This is a genomic window from Flavobacterium sp. SM2513, assembly GCF_050908145.1.
Classification (GTDB): Bacteria; Bacteroidota; Bacteroidia; order Flavobacteriales; family Flavobacteriaceae; genus Flavobacterium.
The window spans coordinates 1,472,861-1,492,257 of record NZ_CP194228.1; the positions used below are offsets into that span (position 1 = coordinate 1,472,861).

General features: G+C 35.9%; 14 protein-coding genes. 8 read left to right on the forward strand and 6 right to left on the reverse strand.

What is annotated here, in order from left to right:
* Nucleotides 1–24 precede the first annotated feature (24 nt).
* Both ACQ5J2_RS05810 and ACQ5J2_RS05815 read right to left on the reverse strand, forming a co-directional pair.
* On the reverse strand, nucleotides 25–996 hold the full coding sequence (locus ACQ5J2_RS05810) for an electron transfer flavoprotein subunit alpha/FixB family protein (protein ID WP_432672790.1): 972 nt from the start codon (nucleotides 994–996) through the stop codon (nucleotides 25–27).
* A gap of 87 nt (nucleotides 997–1,083) precedes the next feature.
* Nucleotides 1,084–1,830, reverse strand: coding sequence for an electron transfer flavoprotein subunit beta/FixA family protein (locus ACQ5J2_RS05815; RefSeq protein WP_432672791.1), 747 nt, complete (start codon nucleotides 1,828–1,830; stop codon nucleotides 1,084–1,086).
* A 649-nt stretch (nucleotides 1,831–2,479) separates the two neighbouring features.
* Between ACQ5J2_RS05815 and ACQ5J2_RS05820 the strand changes: the two genes are divergently transcribed.
* The 6 genes from ACQ5J2_RS05820 to ACQ5J2_RS05845 all read left to right on the forward strand — a co-directional run bounded on the left by ACQ5J2_RS05820 (nucleotide 2,480) and on the right by ACQ5J2_RS05845 (nucleotide 12,681).
* A complete protein-coding gene (locus ACQ5J2_RS05820; protein WP_432672792.1) occupies nucleotides 2,480–3,460 on the forward strand; it encodes a pyruvate dehydrogenase complex E1 component subunit beta in 981 nt (326 codons plus the stop codon).
* Nucleotides 3,461–3,983: 523 nt separating this feature from the next.
* The gene (locus ACQ5J2_RS05825) at nucleotides 3,984–5,756 is read left to right on the forward strand and encodes a T9SS type A sorting domain-containing protein (RefSeq protein WP_432672793.1); all 1,773 of its coding nucleotides are present in this window, start codon (nucleotides 3,984–3,986) and stop codon (nucleotides 5,754–5,756) included.
* Nucleotides 5,757–6,105: 349 nt separating this feature from the next.
* The gene (locus ACQ5J2_RS05830) at nucleotides 6,106–8,598 is read left to right on the forward strand and encodes a DUF5686 family protein (RefSeq protein ID WP_432672794.1); all 2,493 of its coding nucleotides are present in this window, start codon (nucleotides 6,106–6,108) and stop codon (nucleotides 8,596–8,598) included.
* 117 nt (nucleotides 8,599–8,715) lie between these two features.
* Nucleotides 8,716–9,243 (forward strand): inorganic diphosphatase, encoded by a 528-nt coding sequence (locus ACQ5J2_RS05835; RefSeq protein WP_432672795.1) that lies wholly within the window; start codon nucleotides 8,716–8,718, stop codon nucleotides 9,241–9,243.
* A gap of 242 nt (nucleotides 9,244–9,485) precedes the next feature.
* Nucleotides 9,486–11,891 (forward strand): sodium-translocating pyrophosphatase, encoded by a 2,406-nt coding sequence (locus tag ACQ5J2_RS05840; RefSeq protein ID WP_432672796.1) that lies wholly within the window; start codon nucleotides 9,486–9,488, stop codon nucleotides 11,889–11,891.
* Between the two features lie 430 nt (nucleotides 11,892–12,321).
* Nucleotides 12,322–12,681, forward strand: coding sequence for a hypothetical protein (locus ACQ5J2_RS05845; RefSeq protein WP_432672797.1), 360 nt, complete (start codon nucleotides 12,322–12,324; stop codon nucleotides 12,679–12,681).
* A gap of 836 nt (nucleotides 12,682–13,517) precedes the next feature.
* Here ACQ5J2_RS05845 and ACQ5J2_RS05850 read toward each other — a convergent pair.
* Both ACQ5J2_RS05850 and ACQ5J2_RS05855 read right to left on the reverse strand, forming a co-directional pair.
* A complete protein-coding gene (locus ACQ5J2_RS05850; RefSeq protein ID WP_432672798.1) occupies nucleotides 13,518–14,132 on the reverse strand; it encodes a deoxynucleoside kinase in 615 nt (204 codons plus the stop codon).
* On the reverse strand, nucleotides 14,132–14,923 hold the full coding sequence (locus ACQ5J2_RS05855; RefSeq protein ID WP_432672799.1) for a hypothetical protein: 792 nt from the start codon (nucleotides 14,921–14,923) through the stop codon (nucleotides 14,132–14,134). The genes ACQ5J2_RS05850 and ACQ5J2_RS05855 overlap by 1 nt, the downstream gene beginning before the upstream one ends.
* Before the next feature lie 118 nt (nucleotides 14,924–15,041).
* On the opposite strand from ACQ5J2_RS05855, the gene ACQ5J2_RS05860 reads away from it, so the two are divergent.
* Nucleotides 15,042–15,923 carry a GLPGLI family protein gene (locus ACQ5J2_RS05860; RefSeq protein ID WP_432672800.1) on the forward strand — a complete coding sequence of 294 codons (882 nt, stop codon included), beginning with the start codon at nucleotides 15,042–15,044 and terminating at the stop codon, nucleotides 15,921–15,923.
* 9 nt (nucleotides 15,924–15,932) lie between these two features.
* On the opposite strand, the gene ACQ5J2_RS05865 is transcribed toward ACQ5J2_RS05860, so the two are convergent.
* Both ACQ5J2_RS05865 and ACQ5J2_RS05870 read right to left on the reverse strand, forming a co-directional pair.
* Nucleotides 15,933–16,613 (reverse strand): response regulator transcription factor, encoded by a 681-nt coding sequence (locus ACQ5J2_RS05865; protein ID WP_432672801.1) that lies wholly within the window; start codon nucleotides 16,611–16,613, stop codon nucleotides 15,933–15,935.
* Nucleotides 16,603–18,150, reverse strand: coding sequence for a sensor histidine kinase (locus tag ACQ5J2_RS05870; RefSeq protein WP_432672802.1), 1,548 nt, complete (start codon nucleotides 18,148–18,150; stop codon nucleotides 16,603–16,605). The genes ACQ5J2_RS05865 and ACQ5J2_RS05870 overlap by 11 nt, the downstream gene beginning before the upstream one ends.
* Before the next feature lie 306 nt (nucleotides 18,151–18,456).
* Between ACQ5J2_RS05870 and ACQ5J2_RS05875 the strand changes: the two genes are divergently transcribed.
* The gene (locus ACQ5J2_RS05875; protein WP_432672803.1) at nucleotides 18,457–19,317 is read left to right on the forward strand and encodes a GLPGLI family protein; all 861 of its coding nucleotides are present in this window, start codon (nucleotides 18,457–18,459) and stop codon (nucleotides 19,315–19,317) included.
* Nucleotides 19,318–19,397 lie beyond the last annotated feature (80 nt).

The window sequence follows — 19,397 nt, forward strand, 5'->3', positions numbered from 1 at the left end:
TTAGGGCACAATTTAAAAAAATATTTACGAATTATTCGCTTTGAATTCTTTTAATTTAGCTGTTAATCTTGGGACGATATCAAAAGCATCACCAACTATACCATAATCCGCTACTTTAAAGAAAGGCGCTTCTGCGTCTGAGTTGATTACCACTTTCACTTTTGAAGAGCTAATTCCAGCGATGTGCTGAATGGCTCCTGAAATTCCAATTGCAATGTATAAGTTTGTGGCTACAGGTTTTCCTGTTTGCCCAACGTGTTCACTATGAGGTCTCCATCCTAAATCTGAAACGGGTTTAGAGCAAGCTGTTGCAGCTCCTAAAACAGCAGCTAAATCTTCTACTAATCCCCAGTTTTCTGGACCTTTCAATCCACGACCACCAGAAACAACTACGTCTGCATCAGCAATAGTTACTTTTCCAGAAGCTTTTTCAACGCTTTCTACTTTTACGCTAAAGTCGCCGTCGTTTAAAGTTGGTGCGAAATCTTCTTCGGCTAAAGTTGAATTGTTTTCAACTAAACCGTAAGAGTTTTTAGCCAAACTCAACACTTTTACTTCTGTTTCTAGTTCAGTAATTGCGAACGCTTTATTAGAAAACGCTGTTCTTTTTACTTGAAAAGGGGAAGTGCTTAATGGCAATCCAACTACGTTTGAAGCAAAACTTGCGTTTAAACCTACAGCTACTAATGGTGCCATATACAAACTGTCTGTCGTAGAAGAAAGCAAAACCAATTTTACACTTTCCTTTTCGGCTGCTTGTTTGATTACATCAGCATACGCTTTTGCAGTAAAGTTTTTTAACTTGTCGTTAGAAACTTTCAACACTTTATCGACGCCGTATTTTGACAAATCAGATGCGTTTGTATTGTTTACAGTAATTGCAGTTACTGTTGTATTTAATGATTCAGCTACTTTCTTTGCGTAAGAAGCCAATTCAAATGCTACTTTTTTGAACTTTCCTTCTGAAGAAGATTCTGCATATATTAATATTGACATGATATATTTTTTAGAATGTTGTATGTTGTACGTTCTAGGTTGTATGTTTCGAGTTTCGTCTTAATACTTATAACTCAAATCTTAATACTAAATAACCTTCGCTTCGTTGTGTAATAAATTAATTAATTCATCCAAGTTATCAGGACTAATCAACTTAACGGCTGATTTAGCCGCTGGTTTTTCAAATTTGATTGCTTTAGTTGTCGGCTCTGAACTAACTGGTTCTACAACGGTCAAAACTTTCGTTCTTGCCGTCATAATTCCTCGCATATTTGGAATTTTCAAGTCTTTCTCTTCTACTAAACCTTTTTGACCACCAATGATTAATGGTAAAGTAGTAGTAACTTTTTCTTTCCCGCCATCAATTTCTCTTGAGGCAGTTGCAGAAGTTCCATCCACTTTTAAATCGGTACATGAGTTCACGAAGTTGTAGCCTAAAATTGCAGCTAACATTCCAGGAACCATTCCACCGTTGTAGTCTAATGATTCTTTTCCTGCAATTACTAAATCGTAGTTTCCAGCTTTAATTACTTCTGCTAATTGAGTTGCTACGAAGAAACCGTCTTTTGGTGCAGCATTTACACGAATCGCTTCGTTTGCTCCAATGGCTAATGCTTTACGCAAAGTTGGCTCTGTATCTGGGCCACCAACGTTGACAACAGTTACCGTAGCTCCTTGTTGTTCTTGGAACCAAATGGCTCTTGTCAAACCAAATTCATCGTTAGGATTAATTACAAATTGAACACCATTGGTATCAAATTCAGCGTCTCCATTGGTGAAATTAATCTTTGAAGTAGTATCAGGCACGTGACTGATGCAAACTAATATTTTCATCTTTATTGTTATTTAGATTATCGTATTTTGGCTACGAAAATACAACTATTTTTTAAAAAAAGAACTATGCGTGCATAATAAATTTATCAGTTATAACGATTTCGTTCTGCTTAGAGGTTGGTGTAAAAAATGCTGTTGCTTTACTGATATTGAAGCATAGCTCAACAGTTTTTCGGATTGATGGGATTGTTTACCTAATCGTATATTGAAGTATAGGTATAAGTTTGGTGTAGCTTAAGGCAGGAGTATTTAAGCTGTAAACATGACGTTATTCAGGAGTTGTCATACAGCAAACACGGTATAGATACGGTAGGGTTGTATTGAAGAATTGAAGTAATGTTCTTTGGTAGCGCCTATGGTCAGGGGTTTCTACCATAAATTCTTGATGGGGTACCTTTAATCCAAAATTAGGTATTTCTAGTGAAAGTTTGTTGGAAATTGGAAAATATCTTATGGACATAGGAAGTGTTTTCCTAAAACCCCTAGCCCGAATAGCAGCGGCATCCTTTTTTCTGCTTTTTCAGCAGAAAAAAGATAAAGCGGATAGCCGGAAATAGCTCCTGAATATTTTAAAATTAATTTATGTCAATATATAGGTTTTAATTTTTATTTTTGCAGTTCAAAATTTGAGAAGATAAATTTTTACAATATGAAGACAATCCAATTTAGAGAGGCAATTTGTGAAGCGATGAGTGAAGAAATGCGTCGTGATGAAACTATATATTTAATGGGTGAGGAAGTTGCCGAATACAACGGTGCTTATAAAGCTTCCAAAGGAATGCTTGATGAATTTGGACCAAAGCGAGTTATTGATACACCAATTGCGGAACTTGGTTTTGCAGGAATTGCAGTAGGTAGTGCGATGAACGGTTGTCGTCCGATTGTGGAATTTATGACCTTCAACTTTGCACTTGTAGGAATTGACCAAATTATCAATAACGCTGCTAAAATGCGTCAAATGTCAGCCGGACAGTTCCCAATGCCAATGGTTTTTAGAGGACCAACGGGTTCTGCAGGACAATTGGGTGCGACACACTCGCAAGCTTTTGAGTCTTGGTTTGCTAATACTCCAGGTCTTAAAGTTGTAGTTCCATCTACAGTTTATGATGCTAAAGGTTTGTTGAAAGCCGCTATTCGCGATAACGACCCTGTTATTTTTATGGAATCAGAACAAATGTATGGTGATAAAGGTGAAGTTCCTGAAGAGGATTACATCATTCCACTTGGTGTTGCTGACATAAAAAGAGAAGGAACGGATGTAACGATTGTTTCTTTTGGAAAAATCATCAAAGAAGCACATATTGCTGCTGAAGAATTAGCAAAAGAAGGAATTTCTTGTGAAATTATCGATTTAAGAACGGTTCGTCCTATGGATTATGACGCCATTATCAAGTCGGTTAAAAAGACTAATAGATTGGTGGTTCTTGAAGAGGCTTGGCCTTTTGCAAGTGTAGCTTCTGAAATTACATACATGGTTCAGGAACGTGCTTTTGATTTCTTAGACGCTCCAATTCAAAGAATCACAACGGCTGATACACCGGCTCCTTATGCTCCAACTTTGTTAAAAGAGTGGTTACCGAATGCTCAAGATGTGATTAAAGCGGTGAAGAAAGTGACTTACAAAAAGTAATTTTCAGGTACTGAATATATAGGGTGTAAAAGCTTGCTAATTATAGAAACTCCAACAAGGGAAACTTTGCTGGAGTTTTTTTTAAGATACTAACTTTAGTTGAAATCGAATGCGGGAGTAAGAAAATAGTACTCAAATGCAATAAATTAGTACTTCAACATGTCAAAAGTTGCTCGGAAACCTCTTCCGAGTGGTCGGAAACTCATTCGTAACGGTAGGAAACCCCAACGTAATTATACTACGTTTATTCGTACTAATATCTTTTTCATTCGTAATGGTTTTTATTATCTTCGTAATGCTCTTTGTTCTGTTCCGTGTGTTATTTGGTTGTAAGCTAATAAACTATGGTAGTGCTATTTTAGAAATTGATTTAAAATGAATGCGTTGGAGGTTGAGTTTAGGGGGTGGTTGTTAGAGGGTATGAAAAAATTCTTCTTCTTCTTCTTCTTCTTCTTCTTCTTCTTCTTCTTATATAATTCCTTACTTTCGTGATTATTAATTTAATTTAAGAATGATTATTACTATGAAAACAATAATTCTTTTTCTTTTAATCAGCTTTTCAGCGTCGGCACAAAATTACAATGTTCAACGCAGTTGGGGTACCTATTTTGGAGACGAACGATTCCGGCTCAAAGATTCTAAAACGGATAAACAAGGTAACTTATACCTTGTAGGAGTTTTTATTAATGGAACAAGTACAGAGCAACCTATATTTCCAACATCTAACAGTTATCAACCCACTTTTGGAGGCGGATTATCAGATGGTTTTATTGCCAAATTTAACAGTTTAGGAGAACTTTCCTGGGCAACCTATTTTGGTGGAACTGATTTGGATTTAATTTCGGGTATCGATTTTGATAATTCAAACAATTTATATATAGCAGGATCCACGCAAAGTGCCAATACTATTGCTACTCCAAATGCAAACCAAACAACACTTAATGGCACCAGCGATTTCTTTATAGCTAAATTTACTCCAACTGGAATACTACAATGGTCCACTTATTACGGGGGAGCTGGAAGCGAAGGATTTGGTTTAGTTGAAATTTCTTCAGGTGATTATTCCATGAATAGATTGAGCATATCTCACGACAAATCAAATAACTTCTACATAGCTGGATATTCTGAAAGTCAAAATTTAGGAACGGTAAATACTTTTCAACCTGTAAAGGGAGAATCAGGACAAATTATTGCTAAATTTGATAACAATAGCAACCACATTTGGACTACTTACTACAGCTTTAATGGTAATTACATGCTTGCAATAAAAGCCTCAACAACTGCACTATATGTTAGAGGACGCATCAATAATTGTAACCCCGCCTTCCCTAGTGACAATAATTATTATGGTTCTTCAAATGGTTATCAACCCACATCCTTAAATTGTTCTAATACCTTTTTGTCTAAATTTAGCATTTCAGGGCAAAGAGATTGGAGCACCTATTATGCAGACAGCAACGGTACTTCAAAAAAGTCGCTCGATATATTTGAAGATAAAGTCTATTTTTCTGGAGTAAGCTCTAGCAATTTAGTAACAACTCCCGGTGTTTTTCAACAATCTCCTGGTCTCGAATCTCCACCCTATTTAGTACAATTTACAGAAAACGGAACAAGAGACTGGGGCACTTATAACGGTTCTAATATTGGATTTCCTGCATCTGGTGGAAATTATGGTTCGGACTATACCAGCATTGATGACTCTGGTGGTATTTATTTGAGTGGTGTTACTGGTTTGCATAGTAATTTTGCAACTACTGGAGCGTATCAATCCAGTTTAAATGGCCAAACTGATGGTTATGTGTGCAAATTTGACAATCAAGGACAAAAAATTTGGGGTACTTATTATGGAGGCAATTTGAGTGAATATGACATGAATATGCAACCATCAAGCAACAATACTTTTTTTGTAGTCGGCCACTCAACAAGTACATCAGGATTAACAACAACTAATTCCTATCAACCCACTATTTCAACTTATGGTGCAAATAATGGAACGCCTCAAAACATTTTTATTGCCCATTTTGAACCAGTACCCTTATCAAGCAGTACATTTAATACATTTAACGTTACACTTTATCCAAATCCTAATAAGGGTAAATTTACTATTTCGTGTAAAAATGATTTTCTAGAAAACTCAAATTTAGAGATTTATGATATACTAGGAAAAAGATTGTATCAACAAAAATTGTATGGTAGTGAAACAGTAATCAATCTAGAAAATTTTTCAAAAGGTATATATATAGCCAAAATATCTAAAAATAACATAGTCTTAAATTCTAAAATGAGCATTGAGTAAAACTTTACTTCTCTCCTTATCTCCTCTGGTGCTCGATTGCAACGAATATCTACTTACTTTTGAAAAAAAATTCTAGCGTTTGAAACGCAGCTAAAACCAAAAGTCATTTTAAAACTAAAGTATTCTGCTTTACTATAAAAGCTATTACTGCAACTTAAATCTCCTCACTAAACGCATCCCATAAAAATAGAAAGTAGCATAAACTGATGCAAGTTTAAAAGCTAAAATCATTCTTACTTTATAACTTATTACTATATTTGAAACTTCATCGAACCAAAAACAGATGAAACTTTTTTCCGGCGTTTACGTATCTATCTTTAAACGCCCTTTTTTACTTGTACATAACTATATGAAGGATAAAATATTTTTAGGATTATTATTGTTAATTGTTTCATTTTCTTTTGCTCAAACAAAGGTTAGCGGAGTTGTTTTAGATGAAAAAAATAAACCTGTGGCTTATGCCAATGTTGCTTTTGTTGGGACTTCAGAAGGAATTGTAACTAACGAAGACGGTCGGTTTTATCTCGAGTCAGAAGGAATTCGGAAAACACTTCAAGTTTCCTTTATTGGCTATACCACGCAAGATATTAACTTAGAAAAAGCGGTTACTTATAACATGAAAGTAATTTTGTCCTCGGGCGAAGAACTGGCTGAGGTTAAGATTTATAATGCCAAAACGTCTAAGAAAAACAATCCAGCAATTGATATTTTGCGAAAAATTTGGGAACGGAAACGACAAAATGGTTTGCGTCAGTTCAAACAATACGAAATGGAGAAGTACGAGAAATTGGAATTCGATATGAATACCATTGACAGTGCTTTTATGAAACGGAAGATATTTAAAGGAATGGAATTTATCTTTAATTCTGTTGACACCTCAAGAATTACAGGAAAAACCTACCTGCCTATTTTCATCAACGAAGCAATTGGTCGTGTGTATGGTGACAATGTTCGTGGAAAAGTAAAAGAAACTTTAGAAGCCAATAAAAACTCGGGTTTCAGCGGAAATCAGCAAATAACTTCCTATGTTAGTGATTTATACGCAGATTATGACATCTACGATAATTACTTGAAATTTTTTGATAAAGCATTCACCAGTCCGCTTTCACGAACGGGAATTGATGTCTATAACTATGTTTTAGCCGACAGTTCGTTCATCGAAAACAAATGGTGCTACAACATTGTATATTATCCACGTCGAAAAAGTGAGTTAACTTTTAAAGGAGATTTTTGGGTAAATGATACCACGTGGGCGATTAAGAAAATCAATCTTGAGGTGACGAAAAGCGCTAACATCAACTGGGTGAAGGAAATTTACATCGAGCAAGATTTTGATGTTTTGAATGATTCTGTATTCTTGTTGAAACGGGATTATATTATGACTGATTTTGCCATAAGCAAAAAAGAAGATTCAAAAGGAATTTATGGAAAACGAACCACAATGTTCCGAAACCATATTTTTGACAAAGAACGTCCGGAGGATTTTTACAAACCCGAAATTCAAAATACGGACCCCGAAGTGTATTTAAAACCAGATGAATATTGGGAGGAAAATCGTTTTGAGCATTTAAACAAAGACGAAAAAGGGGTTTATAAAATGCTGGACGTCTTGCAAACCAATAAAAAGTTTTTGCGGATTTATGATTTAGTACAAATTATTGGTAGTGGTTACATCAATTATGGAGGTATTGATGTTGGTCCTTTATTATCTACAATAGGCTATAATGAAGTCGAAGGCTTGCGTTTGCGAGTGGGTGGCCGAACGTATTTCGGCGAAAATGACCCTTGGAGAGTTCAAGGTTACACCGCTTATGGATTTAAAGACAACAAATTTAAATATGGAATTTCCGGGAAATGGATGGTGGAACCCAAGAGTCGCCTGATTCTATCGTTTGGAAATCGTCGTGATGTGGAACAAATTGGCGCTAGTTTTACAGAATCCAATGATGTGATGAGTCGAAGTTTTGCTTCATCATCCCTATTTACAGCCGGAAATAACGGAAAGTTAACGAATGTGAGTTTGACTTCCTTTTCCGCACAAGTAGAACCGGCTAAGAATTTTACGATTCAAGCAGGATTGTCTTATCGAACGTTGATTTCCGCTTCGGAAGAGTTTAGTATGGACTATTATACGGCTTTGCCCACAACAATAAATCCGTTGGGCGAAATTCAAAGTCGTGTTAAGCAATCTGAAGTAAACCTGCAATTGGATTACTCGTTTACACGAAAAACAGTGGGAAGCGGTGTAGAACGTCGAACAACTAACAGGCCTTATGCGGAGTTATTTTTAAATTTCAGTCACGGTTTCAAAGATGTTTGGGACAGCGATTTTGATTATAATAAAGTACAATTGTATTACCGCCAACCGTTAAACATGGGAGGAATTGGAAGATTAGACGTTACAACCGAACTGGGGAAAACCTTTGGTGAAGTTCCATTGGCGTTGTTAAGTATTGTTCCAGGAAATCAGACGTATTGGACCATACCAGGTACCTTTAACTTGCTTGATTTTTATGAATTTCAAACCGATACGTATGCCACTATTCAACTGCAGCATAATTTTGGTGGAAGAATTTTCTCAAGAATTCCTTTTTTAAGAAAATTAAATTGGCGCGAAACGGTTGGATTCAAAGGAGTTTACGGAACCATTAGCGATAAAAACAGAGCGATTAATGCTTCTGGATTATTGTATAGAGCTCCGGAAGATTTTTATTACGAATACAATGCAGGTATTGGAAATATCTTTAAAGTATTAAAAATTGAATTCGCTTGGAGAGGAAACTACATCACGCCAAACACAAATAATTTTGGTGTAAAAGCATCATTTGGTATTAAATTCTAATTTCAAGAAACAATTCGTTAGTTTCAGGAAGTTATTAAGCAGATAACGTACAATTTGTATTGAAAAACACGAATGATTGCTTACTTTTGCACTCGTAAAAATTGAAATAATACAAAAATGACAGCTGATAAGAAACACTCTTTCGATGTTTTGATCGAAATTCCACGAGGAAGTAGAAATAAATATGAATACGATTTTGATTTAAAAAGAATGCGTTTCGATAGAATGTTATTCTCATCGATGATGTATCCTGCTGATTACGGATTTATTCCAGAAACATTAGCCTTAGATGGTGATCCATTAGATGTTTTGGTATTGATTAACGAACCTACTTTTCCGGGTTGTGTTATTGAGGTAAAACCCATTGGTGTTTTTCACATGGCTGATGATAAAGGTCCAGATGAAAAAGTGATTTGTGTTCCTGTTTCAGATCCTATTTGGAACAACTTAAATGATTTGAGTGACATGAATCCGCATTTAGTGAAAGAAATCGAACATTTTTTCCAAGTTTATAAAGATCTTGAAAATAAAAAAGTGGATGTTGAAGGTTGGGGAGATGTAAACGAAGCCAGAGATATTATTGCAAAATGTGTCGCTCGTTTTCAAGCGATTGAAAACAAACCAGAAGGATTATTCGGAATCTAGGAAATCATTCGGAGTACAAAATAGAAACACCTGTATAAATTCATTTTTACAGGTGTTTTTTTTTGTTGAATAGCTTCGTGAAATTATTATTGCATACGTTCAGTACTTCACAAGATTAGAAGAATTTCAATATACGTTTGTAATATTGCTAAATTCTGTTAGAATCTATTGCTGTGTTTGTTTTATAATTAATTCTGTTTCTTTATATTTACAAAATATTAACAAATAACCAAAAACATTTTATGGAATCAATGATGATTTATGTGCCGATAGTTATGGCAATTATTGGCCTGCTTTTTATGTGGATGAAAAGATCTTGGGTATTAAAGCAAGATGCTGGAGACGGAAAAATGAAAGAAATTTCCGATTACATATACGAGGGAGCTTTAGCATTTCTAAAAGCAGAATACAGATTATTAGCAATCTTTGTGGTCTTTGCAAGTATTGCCTTAGCTGGAATTACTTTTATACCGGGAGTTAAAACTCATTTATTAATTGTAGTTGCTTTTATATTCGGAGCGTTCTTTTCTGCACTTGCCGGAAATATGGGAATGAAAATCGCAACAAAAACCAATGTTAGAACTACGCAAGCCGCTCGAACTAGTTTACCACAAGCCCTGAAAGTTTCTTTTGGTGGTGGAACGGTAATGGGACTTGGAGTTGCAGGATTAGCTGTGTTAGGACTAACTACTTTCTTTATTATTTTCTTCAACACTTTTATGGGTGGCGTTTGGACCGATACGGAAGGGATGACTATTGTTCTTGAAACTCTAGCCGGATTCTCTTTAGGTGCTGAATCGATTGCTTTGTTTGCTAGAGTTGGTGGTGGAATTTACACAAAGGCGGCCGATGTGGGAGCTGATTTAGTAGGTAAAGTTGAAGCAGGTATTCCTGAAGATGACCCAAGGAACCCTGCTACAATTGCAGATAATGTTGGAGATAACGTAGGTGACGTTGCTGGAATGGGTGCCGATTTGTTTGGTTCGTATGTAGCAACCGTTCTTGCGGCAATGGTTTTAGGAAATTACGTGATAAAAGATATGGGCGGAAGTATTCAAGATGCTTTTGGAGGAATAGGTCCTATTTTATTGCCAATGTCAATTGCAGGTTTTGGTATTTTATTCTCAATTATCGGGACTTTAGTTGTGAAAATTTCAAATGAAAATGCAAAAGAAAAAGAAGTACAAAAAGCATTGAATATTGGGAACTGGATTTCAATCTTGTTGACTTTAATCGCTTGTTACTTTTTAGTACAATATATGTTGCCTGAAACCATGAAAATGAGTTTTTATGGGGAAGGATTGAAAGATATTTCTTCGATGCGTGTGTTTTATGCAACGATTGTAGGTTTAGCCGTAGGTGGTGTTATTTCTTCTGTAACGGAATATTATACAGGTTTAGGTACAAAACCAGTTATGGCTATTGTACAAAAATCTTCAACTGGTGCGGGAACAAATGTCATTGCAGGTTTGGCAACAGGTATGATTTCTACGTTTCCAACGGTACTTTTATTTGCAGCAGCAATCTGGGGATCGTATGCTCTAGCTGGATTTTACGGAGTAGCTTTGGCGGCTTCAGCAATGATGGCCACAACGGCAATGCAATTAGCAATCGATGCTTTTGGACCAATTGCAGATAATGCGGGTGGAATTGCTGAAATGAGTGAATTACCAAAAGAAGTGCGAACAAGAACTGATATATTAGATGCTGTAGGAAATACAACTGCTGCAACAGGTAAAGGTTTTGCCATTGCTTCGGCAGCTTTGACTTCACTGGCTTTATTTGCGGCTTATGTAACGTTCACAGGAATTGACGGAATTAATATCTTTAAAGCGCCTGTTTTAGCGATGTTATTTGTGGGTGGAATGATTCCCGTAGTATTCTCCGCTTTAGCAATGAATTCTGTTGGGAAAGCAGCGATGGATATGGTGTATGAGGTTCGTCGTCAATTCCGTGAGATTCCTGGAATTATGGAAGGAACCGGGAAACCAGAGTATGCTAAATGTGTAGATATTTCGACAAAAGCCGCTTTACGCGAAATGATGTTGCCTGGAATTTTAACAATTGGTTTTCCTATTGCCATCGTATTATTAGGGATGCTAATTTACCCAGAAAATAATCAATTGGTAGCGGAAATGTTGGGTGGTTATATGGCTGGAGTTACCGTTTCTGGTGTACTTTGGGCTGTTTTTCAGAATAACGCTGGAGGCGCTTGGGACAATGCTAAGAAATCATTTGAAGCTGGAGTAATGATTAATGGAGAAATGACTTATAAAGGTTCTGACGCTCATAAAGCGGCAGTAACTGGAGATACTGTTGGTGATCCGTTTAAAGATACTTCTGGTCCGTCGATGAATATTTTAATTAAATTGACCTGTTTGATTGGATTGGTTATCGCTCCAATTTTAGGGGGAGATCATGTGATTTCTCAAAAATTAGAAGTTTTGGAAGTTGTAGAAACAATTCCTTCGCAAAATTTCAGCAGAGATATTACAGTTGAAAGAACGAATATTGACGGTAAGGTTAAAGCAAGCGTGACGATTGTTACCATATCAAGTGACGGTACAATACTTAAAACTGCAGATGAAAATATTGAAGGAACAGAAGCAGAAGTGAATGCTAAAATTGAAGAATTAAAAAAGAATTAGAAAAAAATGCTCCTAATAATGAAAATGCCTCACGACAGTGGGGCATTTTTTTTTGATGTTTAAGTTAGGATAGTAGAACATAGAGATAGAGGGATTGAAAGATAGAGCTACATAAGGGCAGAAGGATTGAAAGATAAAGACATAGAACTAATTAGTGCATGAGGAAATAATCGAGGTAGGGAAATGAAGGACGAGACTACAAGAATGAAGTGCAAGACTACGGGGGTGAAGAACCAGACTACGGGGGTGAAAAAACAGACTTACGCGGTAAATGATAGCTCTTATGGAATGAATAGGAGGTCTTTTGTGGTGAATTAGCGGACTGTAGTTGTGAATTATAAGACTGATGTTTATCAATTTAAGCCTTATTACTTTGTAAATAATTTTGATTGTTGTATTTATAAATTTATTACTTTTATATAAAAAAATTATGGAACAAATTGGATATCAAAAGAGTCAGGGTGAAATTAGATTTCCGCATTTAGGGGGTTTGATTAAAAGGAGGATGAAAGAGCGAAGGGTAACGAATTCTGAGATGGCTCGTAAAATGGGAGTTACTAGTCAGACGTTTGGTTCTTATTTGAAAAATGAATCGCTTCAGTTTAGGATTTTGTGGGAGGCGGGTCTTGCTTTGGAGTATAATTTTTTGGCAGATTTGATGGCAGATTTGCCGGAGAAGGTTTTGAATAGTGCTGCTTCTAAGTTTCAGGATGTTATTTTGGCGCAAGCCGAAGAAATAAAAGATTTGAAGAAGGAGGTTGCTATTTTGAAGGAGGTTTTGAAGGGGTAACTTTTTTTAGGATGTAAAGATAGCGGGATTTTTTACCGCGAAGTTCGCTAAGTTATTATAGTGTTTGTAAATAAGTTAAGTTCGCAAAGGCGTTTTACTTTGTGGGGGTGGTATGAATAGGAGGTTTTTTTTACCGCGAAGTTCGCAAAGGTTTTTATGGTAGTTGTAAACAAGTTAAGTTCACAAAGGCGTTTTACTTTGTGGGAGTGGTATGAATAGGAGGTTTTTTTTACCGCGAAGTTCGCAAGGTTTTTATGGTAGTTGTAAACAAGTTAAGTTCACAAAGGCGTTTTACTTTGTGGGAGTGGTATGAATAGGAGGTTTTTTTTACCGCGAAGTTCGCAAAGGTTTTTATGGTAGTTGTAAACAAGTTACGTTCGCAAAGGCGCTTTACTTTGTGGGAGTGGTATGAATAGGAGGTTTTTTTTACCGCTAAGTTCGCTAAGTTATTATAGTGTTTGTAAACAAGTTAAGTTCACAAAGGCGTTTTACTTTGTGGGAGTGGTATGAATAGGAGGTTTTTTTTACCGCTAAGTTCGCAAAGGTTTTATGGTAGTTGTAAACAAGTTACGTTCGCAAAGGCGCTTTACTTTGTGGGAGTGGTATGAATAGGAGGTTTTTTTACCGCTAAGTTCGCTAAGTTATTATAGTGTTTGTAAATAAGTTAAGTTCGCAAAGGCGTTTTACTTTGTGGGAGTGGTATGAATAGGAGGTTTTTTTTACTGCGAAGTTGGCAAAGGTTTTTTGGAGATGGTGCAGTAAATAATTTAGGGTTGTAGTTTTTAAATGGGTTATGATGTATAAAAAAAATCCCCTTCGATGAAGGGGATTTGTATTTAAAATAATCCGTTGATTTCGGCATCAATTCTATTGATAATCATTCCTAAATCTTCGGGGTTGTCGACAAAATTGATGTTGTCTACGTCAATGATTAGGAGCTTTCCTTTGTCGTAGGTGTGAATCCATGCTTCGTAACGTTCATTCAATCGGCTTAAGTAATCGATGGATATGGAGTTTTCGTAATCACGTCCTCGCTTGTGAATTTGACCTACTAAATTGGGTATGGAACTTCGTAAATAAATCAATAAATCGGGTGCTCCAACGAGTCCTTCCATGAGTTCAAAAAGAGAGCTGTAATTGTTAAAATCACGATTGGTCATCAATCCCATAGCATGCAAGTTGGGTGCAAAAATGTGAGCATCCTCGTAAATGGTTCGGTCCTGAATGGTTTTTTTTCCGCTTTCGCGAATTTGCAACACTTGGCGAAAGCGGCTGTTCAAGAAATAAATCTGAAGATTGAAACTCCAGCGTTCCATTTGGTGGTAAAAATCATCCAAATACGGATTGTCTACCACTTCTTCAAAATGGGGTTCCCATTTGAAATGTTTTGCTAATAATCGGGTCAAAGTGGTTTTTCCCGCACCGATATTTCCTGCTACTGCTATATGCATTACGGTATTGTGATTTTATAATTGGTAATTCCTTGATTGGTAAAAATAGATAAAATTTGGTTTTTGAACGTCAAACTCGTGAAGGAATTATCTAAATTTTCTAATGTATTAATTTTCTTGGTGTTTCGGTTGAAAATCACGTGCTTTCCATTTTTAGTATAGAAAATGAATTCGGTGTCGGAAAAGAGGACAGCATCAAAGTCTGTGGGAAGATCGAGCCTTTGAACTGTTCCAAAAATGGAACATTGGTACCAATTGTTTTTGTTGTCGCGCCATTCAAACCAGTTGAAATTAGAGTTGTAAAACGTTATTTCTTCTGAAATTGGAGTACCTACCGCTTTCAGCGTTCCGTTTGAGGTGTCATACAAATAGAGTTGTTGGGTGTTTTGATCCAAAACCCACAACTGATTTTGTGAAGCGATTCCAATTTTACTTACCAATAAAGGAACTTTGAGTTGCGAAAAGTTTATTTTCAAGGTTTCATTGAGCTGATTGTCTAGTGTTACAGCGGTATTGAATCGTTCGTAGAAAACAATTATTTTGAGCGGATTGAGTAAATCGACCTTTGTAATTTTACCCAGACTGATGTTTTTATATTCTAAAGAAGTACCGTTTTTTAGTTTATGAAGCACATTGTCTTTGATGAAATAGAGGAAATCAAACTTGTCGTAGCCAATTACTTCGTCTGCATTGAAAGCTATGTTTTCAACAAAAACGGGCGTTTGTGATGCTGTTTGAGCAAAAATAAAACTGCTGATGAACAGTAATAATGTGGAAAGACTAATTTTCATAGGTGCTAATGTACGATTAAACCTTTAAAGGAAAAATAAGTCAAAATTATAGTTTACCTTAGGTTGTAACAATTTATGAAATAATCCGTCTTACTAACATAAAATAAAAATAAATATCATGCATAAATCACTATTTACAGTTGCTTTTTTATTACTCGGAATTTTTAGCGTTACGGCTCAAAAAGAATTTCAAGGGTTGGCGGTTTACGAATCGAAAACGAGCACATCGGATATGAAGGAGCGGATGCAAGGCAACAAGGACATCACGCCCGACATGCAGAAAATGATTGAAGAACGGATGAAAGGCATGTTTGAAAAAACATTTGTTTTGAATTTTGACCGTTCGGCCTCTATCTATAAAGAAGAAGAAAAACTAGATGCTCCAGGTCAAAACGGCGGTATGCGAATGATGTCGTCTATGATGGGTGGCGGCGGAACGTACTATAAAAATGTGAAAGACAAGACTTATAGTGTGGACAAGGAATTCATGGGAAAAGAGTTTTTGATTAAAGATGCTTTACCTCAATTAGAGTGGAAAATGGAGTCGGAAACTAAAGTGGTAGGTGGTTATACTTGTTATAAAGCTACAGCTGTAAAGCCTGTAGGTGCTACTGATTTTAAAAACTTTAGACCTAAAAAAGAAGATAAAGACGAAGCTAAGAAAGAGGAAAAAGAGAAGACGACCAACTTTATGGACGAATTTGAAGTGCCTAAAGAAATAACGATTACTGCTTGGTATACACCTGAAATTCCGGTGAATCAAGGTCCTGATAGTTACTGGGGTTTGCCTGGTTTGATATTAGAAGTTAGCGATGGCAAAACGGTGATTTTATGTTCAAAAGTAGTGATGAATACCAAAGAAAAAGCGGAAATCAAAGCTCCAAAAACTGGAAAAGAAGTAACTCAAAAAGAATACGACGAAATTGTTGCAGCTAAAATGCAGGAGTTGCAAGAAATGAGAGGCGGCCCTGGAGGAAGAGGTGGACGTTTTGGGAGGTAAGCATTTCAGTTAACCGATTAATTTATAACCTTGGCCACGAACATTTATGATTTGAATGTTGGAGTCAAGGTTTAGTTTTTTGCGGAGTTTGGTAATGAATACGTCCATGCTTCTGCCGTTGAAAAAGTCATCGCTTCCCCAGATTTTTTTGAGGACAACGGAACGGTCTAGGATTTCATTTTTATTTTCGATAAAAAGAAAAAGTAGTTCGGCTTCGCGATGGGTTAGTGAAATAATTTGATCTGAAAATTGTAAGGTTTGCTTGGTAAAATCGAAGAGATAATTGCCAATAGAAATTTTTTCTTCTGGTTTAACCGTGTTAATTCTACCCAAAAGAGCGTGAATTCTAACGATTAATTCTTCCATGCTGAACGGTTTTTTCAGGTAATCATTTCCACCAACAGTAAATCCTTCGACAACATCTTGTGTTTGTGATTTGGCTGTCAGAAAAATAATTGGCATTTTTTTATCCACCTTCCGAATGTCTTTGGCTACTGAAAAACCATCTTTTTTAGGCATCATCACGTCTAAAACTAGGAGGTCAAACTTTTGTTTTGTAAATGTATCAAAGGCTTCTTCCCCGTTAACACAATGCATAACTTCGAAGTTTCGGGTTTCTAAACTTTCCTTGATGATTAAAGCAAGCGAACCTTCATCTTCCGCTAGAAGTATTTTAATTTTAGTAGCCATTGGGTAGTGTTATTTTGAAGATGGTTTTGGTACTGTTGGGGATTAATTCTAAAATTCCACCGTGCTTTTCGATGATTTTCTTGGCGTAGTACAAACCTATTCCAAAACCTTTTACGTCGTGAATGTTGCCTTTTGGGATGCGGTAAAATTGTTCGAAAATCTTTTCTCGTTGGGTTTTATCGATGGCAATTCCGTCGTTTTCGACTGTGATTTCTATTTGTTTTTCGGCTTGAACGAGGTTGATGGAAATGTTTTCACCACCGTATTTTATGGCGTTATCAATGAGATTTGAAACGGCATTTTCGAAGTGAAAAACATCTATGTCACTTTGCACGTCTTCGTGATTCGATGTAAAATGCAGTTCTTTTTGTGAAGCCATTTGGTGTTTTTCGATGTTGGCTTTGATGAGTTCAACGATATTGAAAGGCTCTTTATTGAGGTTTAATTTGTCGGTATTTAAAGAAGCGGTTTCCAATAACTTTTCGACCATGATTTCTAGTTTTTTCAGTTGTTGCGTTGAAATGTCGAGGTAGCGGTTGGTTTTCTCTTTATCGTCGATTGCATTAAAACTTTTGATGCCTTCAATAGCGGTTGAAATTGTGGTGATGGGTGTTTTGAATTCGTGGGTAATGTTGCTGATTAAATCGTTTTTGATTTCATCGATTTTCTTCTGCTTTTGAATGATTCGAAGAAGAAACATCAAACAGGCAAGAACGGAAATTGACAGCAGAAGCGACAAGAACATACCGGTAAAACTTCTTTTTAAGATGAATACGGTTGGGTTGGAGAAGGAAATTTGCAGTTTTTGGTTTTTAGGCAAATAGGTTGTTCCTGAAATGGCGGATAATGGTAATTCTGAAATGGTGTCTTTTTGGAACCGTTGAAAAATTGTGTCTGCTTTGAAATGTTGCAAACTGTAAGTGACATCAATGTTTTTTCTGAGTAATTCTTTGTCTAAAGCTTTGCTTAATTTGTTGAATTCAATGGAGTCTCTAACCATTGAGATGATGATTTTATTTACTAAATTTTTTATTTTCGAAATACTGTCACTTGCTTTTTTTCCTTTTAAAATGGTTATTGATGAAATGTCTTTTGGATTTTTCCGAAGCGCTTTTTTCGATTTTAATTCTTCGTAAGAAATCATTTGAACGTCGTTAGCTTTTACTTTTTCGTCAGGTTTTTCATGAAATTCGATGCTTTCAATTTCTACTTTTGTAGCGTCGTCACTGTTTTTTTTTGCTAGTGAATCGCTTTTCGTTTTGGGGAATTTATTAAAAACGGTATCCAATTTTAAATTTTCAAAGAAATCGTCTTTTGAAAGCAGACTGTCATTTCCTACTATAGCCACGAAATCATTCTTAGAATCTTCTACATAATAATATTCAATGCTATTGTCGAAGGCGGTTTGTACTTCTTTGATGAGTTGGATTTTGTTTTCTTTATAACTTTTGATGTTCCAAAATACTTGCAAACCAATTGTTGCCAAAACGGTTAGCGTAATGAAGAATAGGATGTATTTATAATTCTTGGATTTCATGTTTCAAAAGTAAGGAGGAAAAATAGAAAAATTATTCCGTTAACAATCGTTAACTCAAATTAACTCAAAAGACTTATTAAAAGCAGTTTATTTGCTTTGTTGTTCAAGACGAAGTTATTTGAGTTAGTGACCTAAGATTTGAACACAAAAAAAACATTTTTAGCCTGAAGATTCAGACGGCGAAGCTAGCCCCGACATGAGTGGGAAGCTCCCGATACGCTCATTTTTTGAGCGTATCGGGACTTGAAACGTTGGCGGGATCAAGCTCCTAAAACAAAAGAGCATTTAACTTTAAAAAACAAAATTATGAACAGATTGATTATTACTTTGATGATGTTGCTAATGGTTTCTGCAACTGTTGTAGCACAGGAATTTCAGGGAAAGGCGGAATATTTTTCAAAATATATGTTTAAGTCTAAAAAAGTTGTCGAGGATGAAGTTGACAAGGTTGCCGAAAATAAAGAGTTGAATGAAGCGGTGAAAATGGCGATGAAAAAATCGTCAGAGAAGACCTTTACCTTGCTTTTTAATAAAGAGGAAGCCGTTTATGAAGAAAATGAGGAATTGGAGCAACCTTCGAAACCGACGAGTGGTTTTTCGATTTCGATTAGTATGACGGGAGCTGGAAAAAAATATATTAACACCAAAGAAAAGATACGTTTAGAGGAAGATGAGATTTTTGGAAGAGAATTTTTAATTGAGGAACCATTGGTGAAACCTGATTGGAAATTAGTAAATGAATCCAAAAAAATAGGAGAGTATACCTGCTTAAAAGCGGAATTAATTGTTCCTGTTACCGATTTGCAAAAGCAAAATTATCAGGATTTTCTAAAAAGAGAAGAAAAGAAACCAGCTCTTTTCAAAATGGAAGAGCCTACAGATAAAGTTGTTGTGGCGTGGTATGCTCCAGAAATCCCGTTGTCTTTTGGTCCCAATAATTATTGGGGTTTGCCAGGTTTAATTTTAGAAATTAACGAAGAAAACACGGTTATATTATGTTCTAAAGTAGTTTTAAACAGCAAATCAAAATCAAAATCAAAATCAAAAGTCAAAAGACCAAATACGGGAGATAAGGTTTCGCAAAAGGAATTTGACGCTATTCAAAAAAAGAAATCGGACAGTATGAGGAATGAAGATGGTATAATTATTCAAAGTTTTGAACATTAACATTACTATAAAAGTAACTTTTAGGCAAAACTGTAGTCTAATAGAAAACTGAGTTTAAAAAGGCCATGACTTAACAGTCA

Bases quoted from the DNA above. Each gene is read 5' to 3' on its own strand.
- ACQ5J2_RS05810 (WP_432672790.1), bottom strand. From the start codon at position 996: ATGTCAATATTAATATATGCAGAATCTTCTTCAGAAGGAAAGTTCAAA.
- ACQ5J2_RS05815 (WP_432672791.1), bottom strand. From the start codon at position 1,830: ATGAAAATATTAGTTTGCATCAGTCACGTGCCTGATACTACTTCAAAG.
- ACQ5J2_RS05820 (WP_432672792.1), top strand. From the start codon at position 2,480: ATGAAGACAATCCAATTTAGAGAGGCAATTTGTGAAGCGATGAGTGAA.
- ACQ5J2_RS05825 (WP_432672793.1), top strand. From the start codon at position 3,984: ATGAAAACAATAATTCTTTTTCTTTTAATCAGCTTTTCAGCGTCGGCA.
- ACQ5J2_RS05830 (WP_432672794.1), top strand. From the start codon at position 6,106: ATGAAGGATAAAATATTTTTAGGATTATTATTGTTAATTGTTTCATTT.
- ACQ5J2_RS05835 (WP_432672795.1), top strand. From the start codon at position 8,716: ATGACAGCTGATAAGAAACACTCTTTCGATGTTTTGATCGAAATTCCA.
- ACQ5J2_RS05840 (WP_432672796.1), top strand. From the start codon at position 9,486: ATGGAATCAATGATGATTTATGTGCCGATAGTTATGGCAATTATTGGC.
- ACQ5J2_RS05845 (WP_432672797.1), top strand. From the start codon at position 12,322: ATGGAACAAATTGGATATCAAAAGAGTCAGGGTGAAATTAGATTTCCG.
- ACQ5J2_RS05850 (WP_432672798.1), bottom strand. From the start codon at position 14,132: ATGCATATAGCAGTAGCAGGAAATATCGGTGCGGGAAAAACCACTTTG.
- ACQ5J2_RS05855 (WP_432672799.1), bottom strand. From the start codon at position 14,923: ATGAAAATTAGTCTTTCCACATTATTACTGTTCATCAGCAGTTTTATT.
- ACQ5J2_RS05860 (WP_432672800.1), top strand. From the start codon at position 15,042: ATGCATAAATCACTATTTACAGTTGCTTTTTTATTACTCGGAATTTTT.
- ACQ5J2_RS05865 (WP_432672801.1), bottom strand. From the start codon at position 16,613: ATGGCTACTAAAATTAAAATACTTCTAGCGGAAGATGAAGGTTCGCTT.
- ACQ5J2_RS05870 (WP_432672802.1), bottom strand. From the start codon at position 18,150: ATGAAATCCAAGAATTATAAATACATCCTATTCTTCATTACGCTAACC.
- ACQ5J2_RS05875 (WP_432672803.1), top strand. From the start codon at position 18,457: ATGAACAGATTGATTATTACTTTGATGATGTTGCTAATGGTTTCTGCA.